The sequence below is a fragment of the uncultured Capnocytophaga sp. genome (genome assembly GCF_938029845.1).
In the GTDB taxonomy this organism is placed as follows: domain Bacteria; phylum Bacteroidota; class Bacteroidia; order Flavobacteriales; family Flavobacteriaceae; genus Capnocytophaga.
In genome coordinates this window covers 1-3299 of sequence record NZ_CALHGG010000062.1, presented here as the reverse complement: position 1 = coordinate 3299, position 3299 = coordinate 1, and the positions used below count along the sequence as shown (strand labels likewise).

Below are 3299 nucleotides of genomic sequence, written 5' to 3'. Positions count from 1 at the left end.
TCATCAAAGGTATATATGAATGTATATTTTTCATCTAGAATACCCTTACGGTATATTTGTTCTTCTGTTATACTACCATTTTTAGCTCTGTTGTAAAGAATATCCCAATTTTCTTTATCATTCTTATGATTCTCTTCAATCACATTGTTATTTTTATCATACTTATAAAGAATCTCTGTATCTTGCAAATAATATTCAATCAAATTTCCATTATCATTATACACCGCTTTCAATTCAAATTGTGTTTTATTTTGATACAAATGACCTCCTGTAATATAACCTTTATCATCATAAGTGGTCAAAAGATAATCTCCATCATTGAAAAACATCTTGCCTTCAGTTCGGTTGCCCTTATCATCATACTCATAAGCAAATTTCTTCTCATAAGAATAGATATTATCCTTATTATAATATACTATTTTGGTAAGGTACCCCTTCTGGGTAAATACAGAGAGTGTATTTTGCATCTTATCTTTCTGCTTACGATTCTTTGCATCATAGGTTTTCACCCTTAGTGTTTTGATAGCACCTTTAAGCTCTTGGGTTGTCCAATCATTCTTTACTTCTGTATTAGTAACATTTGTTTTGTTTTCAGGAGCTGTATCCATTTCTGAGATAGGTTCTCTTAGTTCTTTTTCTCCTTCTCCATATGTTATCTCTCTATCGGTGAGATAGATTGCCTTTCCGTTAAGATATTCTATACGCTGAATCCAGTTGTCCTTCTCATCAAGGGTATATATATAGGTATGATTAGCAAGTGTCTTCCCATCCTTAGCATACTTTTTCCTTTCTACCATATTCCCTTTATCATCATAGGCATAGGAATACTTAAGATTTAGTTCCCCATCAGAATTATATATATTTGTTTCTGTACATAGGTCTAGATCGTTATATGTATTTATCTGCTTTTGTTCGAGCTCTCCCTTTTTGTTATAGATTTCTTCTTCAAGGGGTAATTGTTTGTCATTATAGAAACGTATTTCCTTTTGCAGAAATGCACCTTGACCATTATAACTATTGATCTCTACCTCATTAGTTTCTGGATCATAACTATAAATATATCTTGTTTTGAGTGTTCCGTTTTCTTTAAACTCATTCACTAAGGCACGATTCCCTTTCGTATCATACCTATATACATAGTTTCGCATTGCCTTATCTGTTGTAGAAAAAAAAGTTTTTTCTACCTGATTTCCTTTGTTGTTAAATATAGTAAGGGTATTCTCTCGCTCGGAAGTTCTAGCTTTCTTCTCTACTTGGTTGAATTTTTCAATTACTGAATAAGAAGACATTCGTACTTGCTTAATCTCTCCTTGTAGATTCTGTTGTTTCAGATCATTATAAAGTTCCTTCCCACCACAACTCATGAGAAAGAGAGGTATAATAAAATATAAGATTCTGGTCATATCGGTCAAATTTTTCTGCAAAAATACATCTTTTTTCACTATTTGCCAATTTTGTAGAAAAAAATTACTCTCATTACATGATTATCAAAATGGCATTCTTTTTGTATTCAGAGATTATACATAAGTCTTTAGAAAACTTTTACAGACAAAATAAAATTGAAAAACACTATAAATCAACACCTTAAAAAAACCAATATAAAGATAATCAATAATTTTGCGTTTTATTGGGTATCATCATTAAAAAAATATAGTATATTTGTTGCGTTTTAATAACTAAATTAATTTGTATGATAAAAAATATTTTGCTTCTTGCCTCCTTTTTAGTATTTTCTCCTTGTTTTTCACAAAATGATAGTGCTTTCCAAGAGGGTGAATATCTAAAATTTCGAGTACGTTATGGAATTTTCAACGCTAGTTATGCCTCTCTCTTACTAAAAAACAAAGTGTATGAGGGCAAAACAGTATATCATGCCTTAGGAAAAGGAGAAACCACGGGATTAGCTAAGTTATTTTTCAAAGTTGATGATACTTATGAGAGTTATTTTGATAAAAATACGGGGAAACCCTATTTTTTCAATCGTGATATCTATGAAGGGGGGTATACCAAGAAGCTGAATTTCTTTTTTAACTTTAATAATAACAGCTTGCGTATCAAAAATTTGGAGAACAACGAAGAAAAAAATATGCCTATACAGCCTGATATAAAGGATGTAATCTCCACACTATACTACCTACGTAACAATCCTAAGATGAACTCACTAAATAAGAATGATGAGGTGAGCATGGATATGATTTTTGATGATGATGAGGTATACCGATTCCGACTAAAATTCCTAGGAAGGGAAAAAGTAGACACTCCTCTAGGAGAGATTAACACCCTTATTTTCAGACCTTTAGTTCAAGACGGACGTGTATTCAAAGAGCAAGAAAGCCTTACTCTATGGATTAGCGATGATCTCAATAAGATTCCTGTCAAGATAAAGGCGAGCCTTCGAGTAGGTTCTTTAGTAGGGGAAATTGTTAGTTTTAATGGATTAAAACACCCTACTGTACTGAAAAAATAATTTATTATGGAAAAAGATTTAAGTAATTTAAGGCTTGTCTATTTGTTAGGAGAACTCTTAGAAAAAGACCTCAGAGAGAATCCGATGGAACAATTCCAACAATGGTTCTTACAAGCACAACAATCTGATACAGTACAAGAACCTAATGCCATGTCAGTGGCTACCATAGGGTTAGATGGTTTCCCCAAGACTCGTGTAGTACTTCTTAAAAGGTTTACAGATGAAGGTTTTATCTTCTATACCAATTATAATAGTGAAAAAGGAAAAGCCATATTGGCAAACCCAAATATCTGTCTGTCATTCTTCTGGCCAGTATTGGAACGACAAATTATCATCAAAGGAACAGCAGAGAAACTCCCAACCAATCTCTCAGATGGTTACTTCCAATCGCGTCCTCGTGGTAGCCAATTAGGGTCTATCGTTTCCCAACAGAGTGAGGTAGTACCTTCAAGGGAATACTTACAAGAACAACTCTCCTCGTTGGAAAAAGAAATGGAAGGGAAGCCGCTAAAGCGTCCTGCACATTGGGGAGGTTTTTTGGTGCGACCCATCTCCTTGGAGTTCTGGCAGGGACGTCCTAACCGACTCCATGACCGTATCAGATATACCCTACAAGCCGACTATGACTGGAAAATAGAACGCTTGAGTCCTTAAAAAATATTAATTAAACCAAAAATTGGTAGAAAAATATTTTTTTATTAACAAGTACCCTTTTTTTCTTTTATGTATAATGAAAAATGTGTACTTTTGTGCCGAAAAAATCTATGACTTTATAATATTGACATATGAAAAATTTAGATACTTATATAGAGGATTTGTTATTCAAGCACCA

General features: G+C 33.1%; 3 protein-coding genes. 2 read left to right on the top strand and 1 reads right to left on the bottom strand.

Going from position 1 to position 3299, the window contains the following annotated elements:
• Positions 1 to 1403, bottom strand: a 1403-nt coding sequence (locus tag Q0625_RS04185) for a sugar-binding protein (RefSeq protein ID WP_298823706.1), incomplete at its 3' end; no start/stop codon positions are given.
• Positions 1404 to 1690: 287 nt separating this feature from the next.
• Between Q0625_RS04185 and Q0625_RS04180 the strand changes: the two genes are divergently transcribed.
• Together Q0625_RS04180 and pdxH are read left to right on the top strand one after the other, a co-directional pair.
• The gene (locus Q0625_RS04180) at positions 1691 to 2467 is read left to right on the top strand and encodes a DUF3108 domain-containing protein (protein ID WP_298823704.1); all 777 of its coding nucleotides are present in this window, start codon (positions 1691 to 1693) and stop codon (positions 2465 to 2467) included.
• A 6-nt stretch (positions 2468 to 2473) separates the two neighbouring features.
• A complete protein-coding gene (pdxH, locus tag Q0625_RS04175) occupies positions 2474 to 3121 on the top strand; it encodes a pyridoxamine 5'-phosphate oxidase (RefSeq protein WP_298823703.1) in 648 nt (215 codons plus the stop codon).
• Positions 3122 to 3299 lie beyond the last annotated feature (178 nt).

Coding starts and splice junctions, on each gene's coding strand:
- pdxH (WP_298823703.1), top strand. CDS start 2,474: ATGGAAAAAGATTTAAGTAATTTAAGGCTTGTCTATTTGTTAGGAGAA.
- Q0625_RS04180 (WP_298823704.1), top strand. CDS start 1,691: ATGATAAAAAATATTTTGCTTCTTGCCTCCTTTTTAGTATTTTCTCCT.